Below are 18,238 nucleotides of genomic sequence, written 5' to 3' on the forward strand. Positions count from 1 at the left end.
CCAGCGAGGCTCAACGCGGTCTAGCCCTGCGGAATATCCTGTCCGGCCTGCGTAACCCGCTGCCCTGTGCCCTGGTCGGTCTCGGTCAGGTTCGCAATCGACTTCGCGACGACCTGCTGTATCAGCTTGACGGTCTCGATGTGCTCCAGGATGACCGATCTGATCGACTGGTTCGGTCCGCTGCCCTTCTCAGTGAACTTGTCCCGAAGAGCTTCTCCTGAAGGGAATGACCCGAACCCATCGACGCGCTCAATGCTGTTGGTCGCGATGAAGATGTCATCGAGCTTCGCCAGATAATCCAGGCAGACCTTGTCAAGCCCGGCTCCCACGTCAGGGTCTAGGGTCAGCTCACCCGCGTTTGCTTGATCGAGGAGTTGACGCCATTGTTGGGGGTCTGCGCCGCCCAGGTCGAGAATGCTCACGCCGGTCTCACTTCTCAGGGAGCGACGAAGCCAACTCGGATGTGTGGCGTTTGACTACCCCGCAGGGGTCTTCCTTGGCGCCGATAGACGGTCTGGCCACGACACTGAACATCACCACCCCCTGCTCGAGTCCGACCGCAATATCGCATGACAGTTCGCTTCCCGCGCCGGTCGTCCGATACTGGACCGCCTGATGGGATCCCACGGTGGTCGATGTGAAGTCAGTGAAGTCATCACGGGCCTTGACCTCGTCCAAGGTCGGCTCCCCAGAGAAGATTGTCAACGAGTACCAGCCGGCAGATGCCTTCCATGAGCAGACCTCCCAGCCCGCATCGCCGAAATCCACCTTCGCGATGCCGGGCTCCTTGGACGCGGGGTCCAGCCCGGTCCCGCTGACGGCCGATTCCGGCAGCGCACACGGATCCCACAGCGCCCCCTCGTCCGGCTTCGCGCTCGTGCTGACCGCGGCACTCCCGGTCTCCGAGGTCTGCCCGCTGTCCGGGCTAGTCGCCGTGCTCTCCACCGCCGTCGGCGACCCCTCGGTCGACCCCGAGCACCCGGCAACCCCCAGCACCACTGCCGCGAGCAGCACGGCCCCGCGTACACGCCCGGCGCGACGGAACCCTCTGTTATCCACGGACACGCAGCCCCCTTCTGTACCCACACGGACCGCCGGACCGCCCACCGGCCGACCCGAGCGCCACACTCCCCCGCACGCTACCGCCCACCCCGACCCCCAACAACCCCGCCCGCCACCCGCGGTCGTACTTCGCACACCTTCTGGCGTTTTTGGCGGGTCAGAAGGTATGCGAACTCGCCACAACCTATGCGACCGGACGGTGCGGGGGTGCGGGGGCGGATGGTGGGCTGGGGTTTCGGGTGAATGGACGTTGGTTTCGTCCTGTCGCGGTTGGTAGCGTGTATCGAACGGCGCACGAGCAGGGCGGGGTGGGATGAGCGACGACTACGAGGAGTACCGGCGCAAGGTCATCGATGCGCAGCGGCAATGGAATTACGACCGGTCGGCGATCTACCTCGGGACGGCGATCGTTGCCTCCAACTTCGACGGTGACTTCGAAGATCCGCGGATTCAGGGGCCGGATGACTACGATTCGATGACCCTCGCCCAGATGGTGCAGAAGGTCAACGATATGAAGCCAGACATCGTTGATGCCGCGGGGGAGGTCTGGTGGCAGATCAGCAATGACATCGAAGCCGCTGCCACAGCGTTCAATACCGAGTTCGAGAAGACTGTCACCGCCGGTGCGAATGGGAAGACCGCCTGGTCCGGCGCTTCCGGCGCCGCAGCCGTGAAGGCCGTGAATGACTACACGACGCGCACGGAATCGCTGCACATTGCCGCGCACCTGGTCGGTAACAAGCTGAAAGAAATGGTGACCGGCCTGCATCAGACGAAAGCGCTGATGCCGACCGCCGAACCGCCGAAAGACCTGGACGGCAAGGTGCTTCCGCCCGACGGGATCATGAAGGAAGGCGACTACACCACCGAAGAAGCCGAGGACGAGGGGCGGCGGATTCTGCGCACCGTCTACGGGCAGGTCGCGCATCAGACCGACCACGGTGTTCCGGTGCTGCCCGCCGCGCCGAAGGTCGTCGACGACGGGCCGAACCAGCCCTACGTTCCGCCCGGCGAAGGCGGGGGCGACAACGGCGGCGGTGGTGGCGAAAACGGCGGCGGCGCGGGTGAAACCGGTGGCGGCACCGGCGAAACCGGCGGCGGCGAGGAGACCGGCGGCGGGACGAGCACCGAGCCGGAGGACACCGGCACCACCGCGGCGAGCACCGAAACCCAGAGCACGCCACAAACAACCACCAGCACGCCGACCGATACCTCGCGAGCGGCCACGACCGGAACCACCGGCACGCCCACCGGCACCGGGTACGTACCCGGCGGATCGGGACGTTCGGGTTCGGGTGCCGGATTCCCCGGGCGCGGCGGCGGATCGGGTGGCGGCGGATCGGCCGGCGGAAGCGGCCAACCGGGAGCCGGGCGCAGCTTGCCCGGCGGTGGGCAGCCTCAGTCGGGGGCCGCGCCCGCGGCGGCCGCGGCTGGACGTGGTGGAGCCGCCGGAGCCGGGCGCGCCGGTATGGGCGGCATGCCGATGGGCGGTATGGGTGGGGCCGGGCGCGGTGGCGGTCAGGACGAGGAGAAGTCGGGGCAGTCGGGGATCAAGGAATACCTGGTCACCCAGGAACACGGTGAGGAACTCACCGGGCTGGGGTCGATGCCCAAAACCGTTCCACCGGTGATCGGCGGGGAATGAACCGGATGAGCGAGCGAACCATCGACGTACCTGTGCCCCTTTCCAACGCCGAGTCGGCCCATCGGGGCTGTCATGAGTGAATGGCGTTTCACGGGCCTGCAATTCCAGATCCTCTGGTCTGCTTACGGTTCCGACCGGCTGCCCTACCCGCTGCGGTATCGGCCGGTCGCGGACAGCTTCGAGGATCTGCGGATGCAGCGCGAGGCGGCGGTGGCGCAACTGCTCGACGGGTTCTACTCGATCGATTTGATGCGGGTGCTCGAGGTGTTGCGCGAACCCGAGGCCCGGGTGGAGGTCAAGGGGTTCGGGGAGAAGGGGTCGGGCACGACCTACCGGTTCCACGGTGCGGTGAACGCTTATGCGGGAGCGGCGCTGGTGCAGTTGGCGGGCACGGCCGAGGACATCGGCGGCGACGTGATCGTCACCGGTTGCGCGGCCGATCAGGTTCCCGCACAAGCCCTCGCCGCCCTGCCGCAGGCGCAGGCGGGCACCGCGGCGCCGCTCGAGGTGCGGCGCGAAGAACTCGCCGCCGACCGCTCCCGCTACGTGCGCGGCCACGGCGAATCCAGCCTCACCCAGCAGCTGGACCGGGTCTTCAAACGCCCCCGGCGCTCCTTCGGCGAGATCATGGTCTTCCCCGGCCCCGCCGTCGACGCCCGCCCCTCCTTCGGCCGCAGCTTCTGGTGGATGGACTACGACGACGGGCGCTACTACGTCAAGACCGGCGACCCGATCATCGCGAAACCGGCGAGCCCAGCGGCGCTGAGCAAGGAGATCGGGCGGCTCATCTCGATCACCCAGCGCTTCTATCGGGAAGACCGCGACCACGACGAATACCTGCGCTCACGCAGGTAGACCCCCCTCAGATCTCGAGCCTCGCATAGGTTCTGACCACTTCGCACAAGCTATAGGGGCCGAATTTCGCCACAACCTATGCGAAGCTCGTCCCGGTTGAGGCGAACGCCGCAACGGCCATCTTGCTACCGTGATCGGGCAGGAGTTGATCACGAGGGAAGTACACGATGGCGCTGGTCGAGGCGGGCCGGGGTGGGCTCGATGAGGTGCTTGCCGGATTGCAGTGGCGGTTCGTGCGCCGCGATGTGTTCGAGCGGGCGGCCGGTGAGTGGGAGTTCCTGTCCGGTCGACCGAACGCGATCCTGGTGATCGACGGACTGATCCGGATCGAGGGGCTCGGCGAGTCCGAGGACCTGACACCCGGCGACTTCCTGTTCGTGCCGCATGAGGATCGCTTCGCGCTGCACGCGCTCTCCGAAACGACCGTGCTGCGTCTCCAGCTCGCCCCCGCGCGGAGCAGCGCCGCCATGTCCGCGCTGCCGCAGCGGGTGCTGCTCACCGAGTTCGCGCGGCACACGCCGCTGGCGGCGACGATGATGCGGCACTTGATCGAGGACTGCCCGGATCCGGAAGGGGTGCAGGGAGATCGGGTGGCCACGCTGATCGCTTCGATGGCGATCGAGTCCTGGCACAAGCGCGGGTGCGCGCCGAAACGGTGGCTGTTGCGGGTGAACGAGCCGGGTGTGGCGCGGGCGGTGGCCGCCATGCACGCCGACCCGGGCAAAGAGTGGACGGTCGAAGCGCTGGCGCGGGTGGCGCTGGCCTCGCGGTCGGGGTTCGCCGCGCGGTTCCAGGCGGCGACCGGGCTCACGCCGGGACGTTATCTGACCCAGCTGCGGGTCGAACGGGCCCAACGGTTCCTGGCCGAACAGGACGCCTCGGTGGGCGCGGTGGCCCGGCGTCTCGGGTATCGGTCCGAGACCGCGTTCGGGCGGGCGTTCCGCAGGCACACCGGCCGCACGCCGTCGGAATGGCGGCGTGCGGCCCGCACCTCGACGTAGCGGTCAGGCGGCGGCGCGGCTCAGCGACAGCCGCAGCGTGATCGCACCGAGCACGGCAGCGGCGGCGGCCACGCCGTAGGTCGCGGCCAGGCCGATGCCGTCCACACCGCGTCCACCGACCGCCGAACCGAGAATGATCGCGAGCTGGAAACCGCCCACCAGCAGCCCACTTCCGGCCTCCACCCGATCCGGCAGCACCCGCGAGACCCACACCTGCACGACATTGAGGATGCCGCCGAACGCACCGCCCCAGATCACCACCGCGACGTAGGCCAGCGGCGCGAGGGCCGCGGAGCCGATGATCGCGAGCAGCGAGAGTCCGATGGCCACCGGCACCGCCACCAGCAGCACGCTCAGCCTGCGGTCGGCGAGTGAACCCAGTACGAAGTTGCCGATCAGGCCGCCGATGCCGAACAGCGCCAGCAACACCGGGATCGCCGTCGGCCCCGCGCCGAGCAGCTCGTCCAGCGCCGGGCGGATGTAGGTGTAGCCGGCGAAATGCCCGCCGATGACGGCGACGACGCTGATCAGGCCGAGCGCCGCACCCGGTGCGCGCAAGGCCCCGCCCATGGCCGGCCAGCCGACCCCCTGCGTCGGCGCGATCGGCGGCAAGACGAGCTGAACCGCGATCGCCGCCACCAGCGTCAGCACCGCCGTGACCACGAAAACAACCCGCCATCCGGCGAACGTGCTCAACAGCACCCCGAGCGGAACACCGGCGACCGTGGCCACCGTGGTGCCCGCGTTCACGATCATCATCGCCTTGCCGAGCCGATCGGCCGGCACCAGTTGGGTGGCGATCACCAGCGCCATCGACCAGTAGCCGCCCACGGCCACACCGAGCAGCAGCCGCGCGATCAACAGCAGGGCGATATTCGGGGCAAGGGCCACAACCAGATTCGATACCGCGGCGCCGACGGTGAGCACCATGAGCAGCGTGCGGCGATCGGCGCGCGAGAACAGCGAACTCAGCCCGAGCGCCGCCAGCAGCGCCGTCAGCGCGGTCGCGCTCACCGACAGCCCGACCACGCCTTCCTTGACGTGCAGATCCTCCGCCAGCGCGGTCAACACACCCGGCGGCAGGAACTCCGAGGTCACCAGGGTGAAGCTGCCGAGAAACATGGTGAACAGAGCCGGCCACGCTCGCCGCGCCGAAGCCGGCGCCGAGAGTGCCGCGGTAAGTGTCGATGTCATGCCAGAAGCAACACCCGGCGCGCTCCACCCACGCGACCGAAACGCCACGCCGACCGACTCAAACGCCAAGCGTCCCCATCCACGCGCCTCGCGCCTCGCGCCTCGGCGAGGGGGACATGAGACTGGCGACACGCCGAGTTCGCCGGTCTCATGTCCCCCTCGTCGAGCGTGCGTCGGTAGTGGGTGAGGCGCGCCCGATATCGCGCGATCCGCCCGAGTCGCGCGCCTGGTGCAACACTGCTCAACGCAGCGAGCCCGGACCCCACCGGGTCCGGGCTCGCCGATTGCGTCGGTCAGCGGGCGTTGGCGGTGCAGACGACCTCGACAACCTTGGCGCCACTCGGGTCGGCCGAGCCGACGTTGGCCAGCAGCGCGGTCGGGTGGTGCTCGGCGAGCTTGCGGAACGCCGCGCGCTCGGCCTCGTCCCGGTTCGCGCCGGACGCCGCGGCCACACCTTCGTTGTTCTCCACCAGCGCACCGCAGCCGTTGGCCCAGGAGATCAACACCTGGCAGTCGTCCTGGCCACAGTTGGCCAGCGCCGCGTTTTGCGCCGCCTCATCGCTCGGCTCATCGACGCTCACGCCGTAGAGCACGGTCTGGCCGCTGAACGCGATCGCCGCGAACTGCCCCGCCGCACTCGCCGAACCCGCCCCGAACACAGACCCGACCGCCAGGCCGGACGCCACCAAAGCAAAGCCGACCTTGTTCATCACACTCATCGAAAGATCTTTCCGCTGGAGAAAACTCCGGAAATGGAGTCGCCGTATCTTTACAGGCTGCCCAAGACTGGGCAATTTCCGCCCAATTCGCCGCCGCTCCAGTCGGTAGCCCTCGCCCACCAAGCCCACACTCGAGCAACGAGGGAGGCATGAGACTGGCGACACGCCGAATTCGCCGGTCTCAACCTCGCCGAGCGTGCGAGGGCTCGCGAGCGGACGGCGGCGTGCTCGGGTCAGGCGGCAGAGTGCGGGCGGCGGTCGGAGCCGTTGTTGGAGCGGCGGGCGAGGCTGTGGATGACGAGGGCGAACAGGACGATCACCAGGATCGGGGCGGCTGCGGGGGCCCAGGCGAGGTGGAGTGGGAGGAGGGCGGTGGCGGCTGCGAGGACGGTGAAGGCTACGGCGCCGGTGACCGAGGGGATGGTGGTGGGGACCACGCCGACGGGGGCGGTGACGGTGGCGGTGTTGAGCAGGTAGGCGGTGGCGACCAAACCTGTTGCGGCGGCAGCCAATACGCCGGTATCGGACCACGCGAGGACGCCGACGGCGAGCAGGACGGCGGCTACCGCGGCGGGGCGGAACCACCAGCCCGCGGCGACCAGGGCGATGGCGGGCAGACCGGCCCACGGGATCATCAGGGTGATCGAACCGATGAGCAGCACACCGGACAGGACGGCGAGGAAACGGATCATCGGCGCACCCGGACGGTTCGGCGGTGTTGGGGCAGCAGGCGCATGATCTGATCCAAACGGGTGTCTTCGGGCCAGGACACGATGTCGACGCCGACGGTGCCCATATCGCGGTACATGGTGGCGCGTTCGAGCTGCCACATGCGGGCCAGCGTCGGGTCGAGGTTCTCGGCGAACGGGGTGCCGCGCAGGACGTCGACCACGACCACGACATGCCCGCGTTTGCGCAGGTCGATCAGGGCGAGCGCGAACTGGGTGTCGAGCAGGGTGGAGAACGCGATGACGATCGCGCCCAGCGGGACGGCGGCGTGCGGGGCCAGGGTGCCGGTGGTCGGGATGTGCTCGTCGCCGACATCGAGGACGGTGTCGACGATGCGATAGAACTGGCGGCGGCCGATATCGGGGCGCAGCCAGCGCGGGTCCTGGCCGAGGCAGACCACGGCGGTACGGTCGCCTGCCTGCAACGTCGACTGCACCACCTGCGCCGCACCGCGCACCGACAGCTCCAGCGAATCGGTGGCCGGGCCGGGCGCCTGCAACGAGGTGTCGATCAGCACGACGACGTCGGCGGAACGATTGGTGAGCCGCTCGGTGACGTAGAGCCGCCCGCGACGCGCGCTGACCGGCCAGTTCACGATGCGCAGCTGATCGCCCGGCGCGTACGCGCGAATATCGGCGTACTCCACGCCTGGCCCGTGTTTGCGGGTCAGGTGCACGCCGAGTCGTTCGGGAAGTTCGGTGCGCGGCAACCGCATTCGCTGCGGATCGGTGATCGGGTAGACGAACAGCTGCCCCGCGGGCCGACGGACCGTGGCCACCGCGAGACCGGCCGGGCTCAACGCCGACACCCGCACATTCACCGGGTAGCGGCCCCAGCGTTTCGCCGACAACGCCAGCCGCAGCCCGGCCGGCGCCGCGCCGGAATCGCTGGCCTCCTCGATCACCGTCTCCAGCCCCGGGGTCGGCTCGGGGGTGCAGCGCAGCAGCGCATGCCCCTCCTCGACGAACGCCGCGACGGTCAGCACCACTTCCTCGGTCTCGAAGCAGCGCTGGGTGGGGCCACCGTCGATCTGGATGCGGGTGCGCGACTGCTGCCACGGCGCCGTCGCCAGCACCCCGAGCAGCGGCGCCGCGAACACCACGAGCTGCCAGCTGTTCACCGCGATCGCCAGCACCAGCGCGACGGCCGCGCACCCGGCCAGCATGTAGACCAATGGCGCCGGGCGCCACTGCAATTCGGCCTCGAGCGCGGTGCTCGAGTCGCGATGCCTCATGGCGTGGCGGCGCGCGGGACGGGCAGTCGACGCAGCAGTTCGGAGATCACGTCCTCGCCCCGGATCCGGCGCACCCACATCTCCGGGCGCAGCGTGATCCGGTGCGCCATGGCCGGAATCGCCAGCGCCTTCACGTCCTCGGGGATGACGTAATCGCGGCCGAGCAGCAGCGCCCGTGCCCGCGACATCTGCACCAGATCCAGCTCCGCGCGCGGGCTCGCACCCACTTCGACCTGCGGATGCCCACGGGTGGCGGCCGCGAGCGCGACGACGTAGCCGACGACGTCCGGGTGCACGGTGACGAACTCGACCGAATGCCGCATCTCCATCAGGCCGTTCGCGTCGACCACCTGACCGACCTGCGGGGCGGTGGCGCCGCGTTCGAGCCTGCGCCGGATCATCTGGGTTTCGTCGCGCTCGGACAGATAGCCGAGCCGCAACTGGATGGCGAACCGGTCCAGCTGCGCCTCCGGCAGCGGGTAGGTGCCCTCGTACTCGATCGGGTTGTCGGTGGCCAGCACGATGAAAGGCTGTGGCAGCGGGAAGGTTTCACCGTCGATGCTGACCTGGCCCTCGGCCATCGCCTCCAGCAGCGCGGCCTGGGTCTTGGGCGGGGTCCGGTTGATCTCGTCGGCCAGCAGCATATTGGTGAACACCGGGCCGCGACGGAAGGTGAACCGGCCGGTGGACATGTCGTAGATGGTCGACCCGAGCAGATCCGCGGGCAGCAGATCCGGGGTGAACTGCACCCTGGCGAAATCCAGGCCCAGCGCGGCGGCGAACGATCTGGCGATGAGCGTCTTGCCGAGGCCGGGCAGATCCTCGATCAGCACATGCCCACCGGAGAGCACCGCGATCAAGATGAGCTGCAACTCGTCTCGCTTGCCGACCACGACACGGGACAGCTCCCGTAGCACGGCCTCACTGCGTTGGACGGTCACGTCCAAAGGCATCGTCATTTGTCTACTCGCACTTGCTCAACCCGTTTCACATTTTCTGCAGTCGGCGCAGGATCTCGTCCAACGCCTCCCGACCCGGTGCGCGACCGACCTGGTCACGCAGTTCCGAGTTCGCCGGATCCACCCAACGCCACAGTTCGGGACCGAACTGGTGGATTCCGGCGGCCTCGATCGCCTTGCGGTTCTTGGCGACCCGCACTCCGGCCGACAATTCGAACTCCTTGGCCAACAGGGGGCGTAGGTAGCGGTCCCAATCCGCGCGGGTGCCGTCGGCGCGTTCGGCGAGCATCTGCGCCCTGGCATGCCAGCGGTGCAGCATTTCGGCGGGACCGTTCTCGATCTCGTCGGGCAGCTCGGGCTCACGCGGGCCGGATCGGCCGAGTAGCGACCACACCAGCCAGGCCAGGGCGACCGTGACCGGGACACCGGCGGCGGCGAGCATCGCCTCGCGGGCGCGACCGAGGGTGACCAGCTCGATCACCACGATCACCAGCACCGCGGTCACCACCATGCTCAGGCGCGTCATGTGGGCACCACCTCCCCTTGCAGGTCGGCGAGCACGATGCGCAGCAACTGTTCGGCGCGCATACGCTGCCATTCCATCATGGAATGGGGGCTGAACCTGGCCTCCTCGAACAACGCCACCAGCTCGCGGGCCGACGCGTCGTGCAGGGCGCCGCGCTCGAACGCGCGGGCCAGCACCTCCATCGGGGTGTCGGAGACCAGCGGGGCCGCCGAACGGGCCGCCGACAGGCCGCGCTCCATGGCGACGTAGCAGGCGATGATCGCGGTGCGCGGGTCCTGGCCGGGCGCGGCCATGGCGGCCAAGCCCATTTCGGCGGCGCGGGCCAGCGAATCGGCAGCGGTCTCCGCGGCGGGGGCGACCGGTTCGGGTTCCGGGGCGGGCTTGCGGCGGGTGGTGATGGCGACGACCACCAGGCCGGCGATGGCCACGGCCACCAGGGTGACGGCGGCGACGATGGCCAGCACCAGCGCGGTGCCCGCCAGTTCGGCGGGTTCGGTGGCGGTGGACGGGTCGTTGGGGGTGGTCTCGCCGGTGGTGGGGCTGGGGGTGGCGGTGCCCGTCGGAGGCGCGACGGAGGTGTCGGCATCGGGTTGTACGCCGACGAAGTACACGGCCGAGACGAGGGCGAACAGCAGCGCCACCGCCGTGAGGATGCCGAGCACGATCAACCCGGCGCGGCCCAGCTTCCACGGTTCGCGATCGGTATCCGGATCGGGTTCGGGCATGGCCAGCGGCAGGCGGTGCTGGCTGGCGATGACGCCGGCCAGCAGGATGACCACCGAAACCGTCAGCAGCACGGGCATGAGCGCCACCGCGATGGCGGACATGGCCGAGGGGCCGTCGTCCTCTGATTCGGAGACGCCGGGCAGATAGCCGCGCAACGCGATGACGGCGCAGACGAGCAGCGTGATCACCACGATCACGCGCGATATCGGCGCTCGCGACCGGACCACTGCGTTACCCCATACTTGTGTACTGCCCAAAACAGCCACATAGTTACATGCCGAACGGTCCGCTCGGGAGGGAATCGATTACTTCGGAGAACGTCCGTTTTAACTGCCTCGTCCCAGGTCGCGGCGGGCGCGGCCGACCTTGGTTCAGCTAACTGACAGCGACCGCCTCCGATTGTGACAACTCACCAAGACGGCTCGCCGCCCTTGCGATATCGGGGACGGCGCGCACACCGGCGACGAGCTCGCGGACCGGGGCCTGGGCGTAGACGGTGAGGGTCCGGTCGGCGTCGTAGAGGACGTCGACCAGGTTCACCAGACGCATGGCCCAATCCGGTGGTACCTCGCGCAGCAGCGGTACGCCGCAGAGTGTCCACGTCTGGAACCGCTCGGCGAGGTCGACGTAGTCGGCGGCGGAGGTGGGCGTGGCGCACAGGTCGGCGAAATCGAGGGTGATGGTCGTGGCGTCGACGGCCAGTGCCCGCACGGTCCGGCTGCCCACCGCGACCTCGACCCGCGAGCCTGTGCTGCCCGGCGAATCGTGGACTGCCGCCGCGTCGGCACGGCTCTCGTCGGCGGATACGTGGCCGGGTGCCGCTGCGCCGGGTTCGATCCGCGAGCTCGCGCGGGAGGGCACGGCCGGACCCCGCGTGCGACCGACCTGCGTGGGTCGGCCATCGACGGACACGGCGGGATCGACCGACCGGCCGGGCGTCTCAGCTGCCCGACCGAAGGCTGGCGACGGCCCGACGATGAAGCGGCCGGCTGGGAAACCGGTCGCGTGGCCGTGGGCGATGGTGCGGTAGTCGAGCGGGCCGTCCAGGGATACGACATCGAGTTCGGCGACGATGCGTTCGATGGTCGGCACGAACAGGTCGTGGAACAGCGGGTTCGGAAGCAGTTCGGCCGGTGCGTAATTCGAGGTGACGACCAGGGTGAGCCTGCGCGCGAACAGGGCGTCGAGCATGCGGGTGATGAGCATGGCGTCGCCGATGTCGTGCACATGGAATTCGTCGAAACACACCAGCCGGGCCTTACCGAGCAGGATGTCGATGGCCTTATCGATGGAGCCGTGAGCGTGGGTCTCGGCATGCAGGGCGGTGAAGAAGGTGTGGAAGTGGAAGCGGCGCTTGTGTTTCGGATCGACGGTGGCGAAGAAACGGTCCATCACCATGGTCTTGCCGCGGCCCGGGCGGCCGTGCAGGTAGATGCCGCGATGGTGTTTCAGGGGGCGGTGGTGGCGATCGAGCAGGTGGGCGAGCGCATCGGCGGCGCGGTTTTGATCGGCGTCCAATCGAATCGTTTCCATGACACCTCCATCTCCACACCATGTGTAGCCGATGGACGCCGCCAATAGTCCACACCAGCAGTGTGATTTGGATCGGAGGTCTCGGCGCAAGCGGGTACCGTTGGCGGCCGTGCCTGGGCACCTCATGTGCACAGGCCCTGGGGGCGTCGAGATCTGGCTGAGTGACAGGCGGTAGGAGTGCAGGCTTTCGTTGACGAGACAAAGCAGAACGGGTTCTTGATTGCAGCCACCTTCGCTGAGGGGGCGCGGATCGATCCCGTACGGAAAGCGATGCGGCAGCTGCTGGTCGGCGGCCAATCCAGGATCCATTTCAAGAAAGAATCCGATCCCCGACGACGGGCGATCTGCTCGGCAATCTGCGATCTTGACATCCAGATCGCAATTTACGACGCCACTCAGATCAGGAACGCCGCATCGGCCCGCACCGCGTGCCTGCATGCTGTGGTCGAAGATCTGGCCGCGTGTGGAGGCACCCGGCTGGTTCTGGAGACCGACGACTCATTGATCGACAGCGACAAGCGCGTTCTGTATCAAGCTGTCCGGAAACTCGATGTGGCCGACAGTCTCACGTATCACCACATGCGCCCAAGCGCCGAGCCGATCCTCTGGATCTCCGACGCAGCGGCGTGGTGCGTTGCGAAGGGCGGGCCCTGGCGCCGCCGCGTAGACCCAGTCATCGATTCGGTGCGCAAGTTGGTCTAGACGCGCGAAACCCGGCTCACCAACCGTCCGGATGGCTGCCGGGTCCACTTCGAGGACGCTAGTGCATCCCGCATCGACGAATATACCCGGCAACCGTGCGTTATGCACCCCCATTCCGGCGTTGCAGGGCCTACCTAGGCGAAGCACTCCCCTGCTGATCGCCGTCCGATGATCCGCCACGCACACGCTGCCACGGGTCGTCGTCATCGAGGCGATCCTCGTTGCCGAAGAACTCATCCGCCTCGCGTCGCATCGCCAGATAGTCCACGCAAGCTTCGGGGCGATGCGACGCAGCCTTGTTATACAAGGCTGCGTCGTCGGATAACTCACGGTCATCGGCGGCGTTCATCTCTCCGTTGTACGCCCTCGACCCAAGAGGGATAGCACCGAGAGCTACCTGGCCTAGGCAAACGCCGAGAGGACCTCTCGACCGTGTAGCTCTCGGCGGCTCAGGCGGCGCTGAGGACCAGCCCGGACGTCGGGACGCCGGTGCCTGCGGTGACGAGGATGTTGGTGAGGTCCTCGACCTGGTTGACCGACGTGCCGCGGATTTGGCGGACGGCTTCGGCTATGCCGTTCATGCCGTGGATGTAGGCCTCGCCGAGTTGGCCGCCGTGGGTGTTGAGCGGGAGGCGGCCGCCGAGTTCGATGGCGCCGTCGGCGATGAAGTTCTTGGCTTCGCCCCGGGGGCAGAAACCGAGTTCTTCCAGCTGCATCAGGACGAACGGGGTGAAGTGGTCGTAGAGGATGGCCGCTTGCATATCGTCGGGGCGCAGGCCGCTCTGGGCCCACAGCTGATCGCCGACCAGGCCCATTTCGGGTAGGCCGGTCATGGCGTCGCGGTAGTAGCTGGTCATCACGTATTGGTCGGCGCCGCTGCCCTGCGCGGCGGCGGTGATGACGGCGGGACGGTTGGGCAGATCCTTGGCCCGCTCGACGCTGGTGACCACGATGGCCACGCCGCCGTCGGATTCCTGGCAGCAGTCCAGCAAATGCAGCGGCTCGGCGATCCAGCGCGAATTCTGGTGATCTTCCAGGGTGATCGGCTTGCCGTAGAAGAAGGCGTTCGGATTCACCGCGGCATGTTTGCGATCGGCGACGGCGACACGGCCGAAATCGGCGCTGGTGGCGCCGTATACGTGCATATAGCGGCGCGCGACCATCGCCACCTGCGCGGCCGGGGTGCCCAGACCCTGCGGATACGACCAGCCCGCGTCCACACCCGAGGAGGTGGGCGCGGTGGCCAAGGCGGTGGAGAACTGCCCGAACCGCGATTCCGAGCGCTCGTTGAACGCGCGGTAGGCCACCACCACATCGGCCACACCGGTGGCCACCGCCATGGCCGCCTGCTGCACCGTCGCGCAGGCCGCGCCACCGCCGTAGCGGATGTCGCTGAAGAACTTCAGCTGCGGAATGCCCACCGCGCGCGCGACCGCGGCCTGGGTGTTGGTGTCCATGGTGAAGGTGGTCAGGCCGTCGACGTCGGCGGGGGTGAGTCCCGCGTCGGCGAGTGCCGCGGTGACGGCCTCGGCGGCCAGCCGCAGTTCACTGCGCCCGGAATCCTTGGAGAAGTCGGTGGCGCCGATCCCCGCGATCGCCGCCCGGCCGGACAGGGCCGACTGTGCACTCATCTAGGCACCTGCTTCCGAAGAACGAATGGCGATCACGACGGTGGCGACGATGTGGTCGCCGAGACTGTCGCTCCCGGTGACGGAGATATGGATGTCGTCGCCCTCGATGGCGGTCACCTTCCCGGTGAGGGTGAGGGTGTCGCCGGCGTACAGCGGAACACCGAGGCGCAGCGCGATCTTCTTGACGATGGTGCGCGGCCCCGACCAGTCGGTGACGAAGCGCTGCACCAGACCGGTATCGGTGAGGATATTGACGAAGATGTCCTTGGAGCCGCGTTCGACCGCCTTGTCGCGATCGTGGTGCACATCCTGGAAATCCCTGGTGGCCAGCGCGGAACTGATGACGAAAGTGGGATCGGCGTGGATCACCAGCTCCGGCAATTCGGTACCGACCGCGATGGTCGCGGGTTCGATGGTGGTGGGCTCGTGCCCATTCGCATGAGCGGGGCGCCCTCCGTGGTTGAGCAACCTACCTCCTGACCCGCTCATGCGCCGATCACCTTCCAGAACGGCAGCGCCGTCTCGTCGTCGAGCTTCTCGAAGTCCACCTGCACCGGCAGCCCGACCTCGACCTCGCCGGGTTCGATGCCCCGCAGTTCGCCGAGCATGCGCACCCCTTCCTCCAGTTCCACCAGCGCCACCACGAACGGCAGCTGCCGTCCCGGAACCTTCGGGGCGTGATGCACGACGTAGCTGAACACCGTGCCGCGCCCGGACGCGACCTGATAGTCGACCGGCTCGGATTTGTCCTGCCAGATCGCGGGAACCGGCGGATGGCGCAGCGTGCCGTCGGGCATGCGCTGGATGCGCAGTTCACCGGCACGCGTTCCGGCCCAGAAGAATTCGGTATCGCGCGATACCAGCGGACGCACCCGGGCCGACAGATCCGGTTCGGGTTCGGCGGCGGGTTTCGCGGTGCCGGGCGCGAATTTCAGCATCCGGAAAAGCATTTCGGTGACCAGCTCGTCGCCGACGTACCAGCGGGTGGCGAAGGTGATGAACCACCCCTCCCCCAGCCCGGTGCGCTTGGGTCCGGTGATGTCGGTGAGCGCGCTGGTGACGGTGACCTGCTCGCCCGGGACCAGGTACCGGTGGTAGGTCTGCTCGCAGTTGGTGCCGACGACGGAGGTGTAGCCGGCTTCGTCGAGCAGCGCCATGGTGGCGTTCATCGGATCGTCCGGGGACCGCTGGCCGTGCAGGCCCGGCATGGTCCACACCTGCGCCATGGCCGGCGGGGCGACGATGCCGGCGAAGCCGGCGGCGCGGGCGGCGTCCTCGTCGACGTAGACCGGGTTCTTGTCGCCGATCGCCTCCAGCCAGTTGTTGATCATCGGCTGGTTGACCGGGTCGCGGCCCGCGCGGTGCGAGGATTCGCCCGCGGCGATGATCTTCTCACCGGCCGCGATGATCGCTTCCGGAGTGAGTGTTTCCGGCACGCGCTGCTCCTTCGTTGGTTGATGCTTCGCTATCTGGGCACGCGCGGCAAGCGCAGACCGGCGGTGGCGACGAGTTCACGCATGACCTCGTTGACGCCGCCGCCGAAGGTGACGACCAGGTTCTGTTTGGTGCGCCGATCCAGCCAGGTCAGCAGTTCGGCGGTGGCCGGTTCGGCCGGATCGCCGTAGCGGCCGACGATCTCCTCCACCAGCCGGCCCGCCTCTTGCAGCGATTCGGTGGAGTAGACCTTGGTGGCCGAGGCATCCGCGATCACCTGGGATTCGTCACCGCTGCCGTGGGTGGCGGCGACCTGCCAGTTCAGCAGTTCGTTCAACCGGACCATGGCGTGGATGCGGCCCAGCGAGCGGCGCACATCGGGTTCGTCGAGCAGGCCGAGCGGGCGCGCCCAGGTGACGACCTTGTCGTAGAGCTGTTCGATCTTGCCGGACGGCCCGAGGCTGACCCGCTCGTGGTTGAGCTGGGTGGTGATCAGCTTCCAGCCCCGGTTCTCCTCGCCGACCAGCATGTTCGCCGGGACGCGCACATTGTCGAAGTAGGTGGCGTTGGTGTGGTGGGCGCCGTCGCAGGTGATGATCGGCGTCCAGGAGTAGCCGGGGTCCTTGGTGTCGGCGATCAGGATGGTGATGCCGCGATGACGCGATTCCACCGTCCCGGTGCGGCAGGCCAGCCAGACGTAATCGGCCTCGTGCGCGCCGGTGGTGAAGATCTTCTGCCCGTTGACGATCCAGTCGCCGGATTCGTCGCGCACCGCGCTGGTGCGCAGCGCGGCCAGGTCGGTGCCTGCCTCCGGTTCGGAGTAGCCGATGGCGAAATGGATATCGCCGGACAGGATGCCGGGCAGGAACTTCTGCTTCTGCTCCTCGGTACCGAACTGTTGCAGCGTCGGTCCCACGGTCAGCAGGGTGACCAGCGGCAACGGCACGTCGGCGCGGACGGCCTCGTTGAAGAAGATCTGCTGTTCGACCGGGCCGAAACCCTGTCCGCCGTATTCCTTGGGCCAGCCGACACCGAGCCAGCCGTCGCGCCCCATCCGGCGCACCACCTCGCGGTAGGCGTCGCCGTGCCGATTGACCGCCATGGCGGCTTCTTCTTCGGGCGTGACGAGATCGGCGAAGTAGGAACGTAATTCGTCACGCAGCTTGCGCTGCTCGATGGTCAGATCGATGAACATCTGGCCCCCAATCGGTCGAGGCGCAGCGACTCGCCGCCCAGCCAGCGGGCGAGGTCTTTGGCCTGGGAGTAGTAGCGGTGCATCGAATGCGTCACGTCGACGCCGATGCCACCGTGCAGGTGATGGCACTTCTGCATGGCGCGCGGTAGTTCCGCGGCCACGGTGTAGGCGAGCACGTCCAGATCGTCGTCGATCCTGGACTGGTGATCGGGGCTCGAATCATCCTGGGCCAGTGCCCAGTTCGCGGACAGGGCGGCGGCGTGCAGGGTGCGCGAGACCACGTACAGGTCCGCGATCTGCTGGGCCACCGCCTGGAATTCGGCCAGCGGCCTGCCGAATTGATGGCGGGTGCGCACATGCTCGGCGGTGAGCTTCAGCGCGCCCTCGAGCAGGCCGGCGGCGACGGCGCCGATCGAGGCCAGTGCGTATCGGTGCAGCTCGGCGAGGGCGTCCGGCAGCAGCCAGTCGGACCCGATCTCGACCGAATCGAAATGCAGCGTGTACTCCGGCATCGCACCGGATACCGGCGAGGCGGTGCGGGTGATGCCTGTGGCGGACGCATCGACCACGGCGACACCGGCTTCGGTGGGCACCAGGATCCAGCGCGCCTGCTCGGCGTAGGGCACCGCCACCTTGTGGCCGGTGATGCGCACCTTGTCGCCCTCGGCGACGGCCTTGGTGGCCGGTTTGGTGGTGAACGGCGCACCGGGTTCGTGCAGAGCGGCGGCGAGCACCGCACCCTCGGCGACGGCGGGGAACACCTTCTCGGCCACCGCTTCCGGTGCCCCGAGCAGCGGCAGCACGCCGAAGCCGAAGGTCGGTAGCGCGGGGATCGCGACCGCGTCGATGGCCAGTTCGGTCAGCAGCACCGAGACCGCGGCCACGCCCATCTCGTCACCGCCGAAACGTTCCGGCAGCGCCACCGCGGGCAGGCCGGTATCGACGAACGGCTGCCACAGTTCGGCGTCGCGGGCCGATTCCCGCTCCAGCAAGCTCACGACGACCTCGGCCACGGCGTCCTGGGCCTCGTCTCTGGTGAAGTCCACGCTTATCTCCAGTCGTTCGTACTCGAAGCCCAAGGCCACGTGTGCTG

20 protein-coding genes are annotated in these 18,238 nt (G+C 68.2%); 4 read left to right on the plus strand and 16 right to left on the minus strand.

Features of this window, described 5'->3' with window-relative positions; all coding sequences use genetic code 11:
• Positions 1-20: 20 nt before the first annotated feature.
• Both FEK34_RS09985 and FEK34_RS09990 read right to left on the minus strand, forming a co-directional pair.
• Positions 21-422 (minus strand): hypothetical protein, encoded by a 402-nt coding sequence (locus FEK34_RS09985; protein ID WP_104361675.1) that lies wholly within the window; start codon positions 420-422, stop codon positions 21-23.
• Positions 423-429: 7 nt separating this feature from the next.
• Entirely contained in the window at positions 430-1,065 is a 636-nt protein-coding gene (locus FEK34_RS09990) for a DUF3558 domain-containing protein (RefSeq protein ID WP_171048128.1), read from the minus strand.
• Between the two features lie 310 nt (positions 1,066-1,375).
• On the opposite strand from FEK34_RS09990, the gene FEK34_RS30400 reads away from it, so the two are divergent.
• The 3 genes from FEK34_RS30400 (at position 1,376) to FEK34_RS10005 (ending at position 4,563) form a co-directional block, all read left to right on the plus strand.
• Positions 1,376-2,707 carry a hypothetical protein gene (locus tag FEK34_RS30400; protein ID WP_212748736.1) on the plus strand — a complete coding sequence of 444 codons (1,332 nt, stop codon included), beginning with the start codon at positions 1,376-1,378 and terminating at the stop codon, positions 2,705-2,707.
• A 72-nt stretch (positions 2,708-2,779) separates the two neighbouring features.
• Positions 2,780-3,562: an ESX secretion-associated protein EspG gene (locus FEK34_RS10000; protein ID WP_138447606.1), complete on the plus strand. Its 783-nt coding sequence runs from the start codon at positions 2,780-2,782 to the stop codon at positions 3,560-3,562.
• A gap of 167 nt (positions 3,563-3,729) precedes the next feature.
• Complete coding sequence (locus FEK34_RS10005) at positions 3,730-4,563, plus strand: helix-turn-helix domain-containing protein (protein ID WP_138447607.1); 834 nt, start codon at positions 3,730-3,732, stop codon at positions 4,561-4,563.
• A gap of 3 nt (positions 4,564-4,566) precedes the next feature.
• Here the strand turns inward: FEK34_RS10005 and FEK34_RS10010 are convergent, their stop codons facing one another.
• From FEK34_RS10010 to zapE, 8 genes are all read right to left on the minus strand, one after another.
• The gene (locus FEK34_RS10010) at positions 4,567-5,757 is read right to left on the minus strand and encodes an MFS transporter (protein ID WP_138447608.1); all 1,191 of its coding nucleotides are present in this window, start codon (positions 5,755-5,757) and stop codon (positions 4,567-4,569) included.
• Between the two features lie 293 nt (positions 5,758-6,050).
• On the minus strand, positions 6,051-6,476 hold the full coding sequence (locus FEK34_RS10015) for a DUF4189 domain-containing protein (RefSeq protein ID WP_138447609.1): 426 nt from the start codon (positions 6,474-6,476) through the stop codon (positions 6,051-6,053).
• 233 nt (positions 6,477-6,709) lie between these two features.
• Positions 6,710-7,168: a hypothetical protein gene (locus tag FEK34_RS10020; RefSeq protein ID WP_138447610.1), complete on the minus strand. Its 459-nt coding sequence runs from the start codon at positions 7,166-7,168 to the stop codon at positions 6,710-6,712.
• Positions 7,165-8,439: a DUF58 domain-containing protein gene (locus FEK34_RS10025; protein WP_138447611.1), complete on the minus strand. Its 1,275-nt coding sequence runs from the start codon at positions 8,437-8,439 to the stop codon at positions 7,165-7,167. Before FEK34_RS10025 ends, FEK34_RS10020 begins: the two co-directional genes overlap by 4 nt.
• Complete coding sequence (locus FEK34_RS10030) at positions 8,436-9,398, minus strand: AAA family ATPase (protein WP_138447612.1); 963 nt, start codon at positions 9,396-9,398, stop codon at positions 8,436-8,438. The genes FEK34_RS10025 and FEK34_RS10030 overlap by 4 nt, the downstream gene beginning before the upstream one ends.
• A gap of 28 nt (positions 9,399-9,426) precedes the next feature.
• On the minus strand, positions 9,427-9,924 hold the full coding sequence (locus FEK34_RS10035) for a hypothetical protein (protein WP_138447613.1): 498 nt from the start codon (positions 9,922-9,924) through the stop codon (positions 9,427-9,429).
• Positions 9,921-10,847 carry a DUF4129 domain-containing protein gene (locus tag FEK34_RS10040; RefSeq protein WP_138447614.1) on the minus strand — a complete coding sequence of 309 codons (927 nt, stop codon included), beginning with the start codon at positions 10,845-10,847 and terminating at the stop codon, positions 9,921-9,923. The genes FEK34_RS10035 and FEK34_RS10040 overlap by 4 nt, the downstream gene beginning before the upstream one ends.
• A gap of 178 nt (positions 10,848-11,025) precedes the next feature.
• Positions 11,026-12,183 (minus strand): cell division protein ZapE, encoded by a 1,158-nt coding sequence (zapE, locus tag FEK34_RS10045; RefSeq protein ID WP_138447615.1) that lies wholly within the window; start codon positions 12,181-12,183, stop codon positions 11,026-11,028.
• 177 nt (positions 12,184-12,360) lie between these two features.
• On the opposite strand from zapE, the gene FEK34_RS10050 reads away from it, so the two are divergent.
• Complete coding sequence (locus tag FEK34_RS10050; RefSeq protein ID WP_249358947.1) at positions 12,361-12,885, plus strand: hypothetical protein; 525 nt, start codon at positions 12,361-12,363, stop codon at positions 12,883-12,885.
• Positions 12,886-13,015: 130 nt separating this feature from the next.
• Here the strand turns inward: FEK34_RS10050 and FEK34_RS10055 are convergent, their stop codons facing one another.
• The 6 genes from FEK34_RS10055 to FEK34_RS10080 all read right to left on the minus strand — a co-directional run bounded on the left by FEK34_RS10055 (position 13,016) and on the right by FEK34_RS10080 (position 18,191).
• The gene (locus FEK34_RS10055; RefSeq protein ID WP_138447616.1) at positions 13,016-13,234 is read right to left on the minus strand and encodes a hypothetical protein; all 219 of its coding nucleotides are present in this window, start codon (positions 13,232-13,234) and stop codon (positions 13,016-13,018) included.
• 100 nt (positions 13,235-13,334) lie between these two features.
• A complete protein-coding gene (locus tag FEK34_RS10060; RefSeq protein WP_104360929.1) occupies positions 13,335-14,516 on the minus strand; it encodes a lipid-transfer protein in 1,182 nt (393 codons plus the stop codon).
• Positions 14,517-15,005 carry a MaoC family dehydratase gene (locus tag FEK34_RS10065; RefSeq protein WP_249358949.1) on the minus strand — a complete coding sequence of 163 codons (489 nt, stop codon included), beginning with the start codon at positions 15,003-15,005 and terminating at the stop codon, positions 14,517-14,519. It lies immediately after the preceding gene.
• The gene (locus FEK34_RS10070; RefSeq protein ID WP_138447617.1) at positions 15,002-15,952 is read right to left on the minus strand and encodes a bifunctional MaoC family dehydratase N-terminal/OB-fold nucleic acid binding domain-containing protein; all 951 of its coding nucleotides are present in this window, start codon (positions 15,950-15,952) and stop codon (positions 15,002-15,004) included. Before FEK34_RS10070 ends, FEK34_RS10065 begins: the two co-directional genes overlap by 4 nt.
• Before the next feature lie 29 nt (positions 15,953-15,981).
• Positions 15,982-17,145: an acyl-CoA dehydrogenase family protein gene (locus FEK34_RS10075; RefSeq protein ID WP_138447618.1), complete on the minus strand. Its 1,164-nt coding sequence runs from the start codon at positions 17,143-17,145 to the stop codon at positions 15,982-15,984.
• Positions 17,130-18,191: an acyl-CoA dehydrogenase family protein gene (locus FEK34_RS10080; protein ID WP_138447619.1), complete on the minus strand. Its 1,062-nt coding sequence runs from the start codon at positions 18,189-18,191 to the stop codon at positions 17,130-17,132. Before FEK34_RS10080 ends, FEK34_RS10075 begins: the two co-directional genes overlap by 16 nt.
• Positions 18,192-18,238 lie beyond the last annotated feature (47 nt).

Origin of the sequence: Nocardia cyriacigeorgica, from assembly GCF_005863245.1 — a bacterium.
Classification (GTDB): Bacteria; Actinomycetota; Actinomycetes; order Mycobacteriales; family Mycobacteriaceae; genus Nocardia; species Nocardia cyriacigeorgica_C.